The sequence below is a fragment of the Micrococcus sp. APC 4021 genome (genome assembly GCF_030407635.1).
Taxonomy (GTDB): Bacteria; Actinomycetota; Actinomycetes; order Actinomycetales; family Micrococcaceae; genus Micrococcus; species Micrococcus luteus.
The window spans coordinates 1-704 of sequence record NZ_JASDCZ010000234.1; the positions used below are offsets into that span (position 1 = coordinate 1).

Annotated in this window: 1 rRNA gene; it reads left to right on the forward strand. The window is 57.7% G+C overall.

The window, feature by feature from the left end:
* Nucleotides 1-704 (forward strand): 23S ribosomal RNA (locus QL983_RS11365); the annotation flags it as partial.

The window sequence follows — 704 nt, forward strand, 5'->3', positions numbered from 1 at the left end:
AAGTCGGGACCTAAGGCGAGGCCGACAGGCGTAGTCGATGGACAACGGGTTGATATTCCCGTACCAGTGAAGAACCGCCCATGCTGAGCCGGTGATACTAACCGCCCGAACCATCCCGAACCCCGTCTTTGACGGGGACGGTGATGGGGAGCGCGGGACCTGAACCGGGGAGGCAAGCGCATTAACAGGTGTGACGCAGGAAGGTAGCCGGGCCGGGCAATGGAAATGACCTGGTCTAAGGGTGTAGGGCTGCCGGTAGGTAAATCCGCCGGCTGTATGCCTGAGGCCTGATGGGCGCCCACGTGGTGGGTGATCCGGTGATCCTATGCTGCCTAGAAAAGCATCGGCGCGAGGTTCAAACTGCCCGTACCCTAAACCGACACAGGTGGTCAGGTAGAGAATACTAAGGCGATCGAGAGAATCATGGTTAAGGAACTCGGCAAAATGCCCCCGTAACTTCGGGAGAAGGGGGGCCCCAACCTTGAGCACCACGTGCTGGTGTGAGGGGATCGGGGCCGCAGAGACCAGGGGGAAGCGACTGTTTATCAAAAACACAGGTCCATGCGAAGTCGTAAGACGATGTATATGGACTGACTCCTGCCCGGTGCTGGAAGGTTAAGGGGACCTGTTAGCTTCGGCGAAGCGGAGAACTTAAGCCCCAGTAAACGGCGGTGGTAACTATAACCATCCTAAGGTAGCGAAAT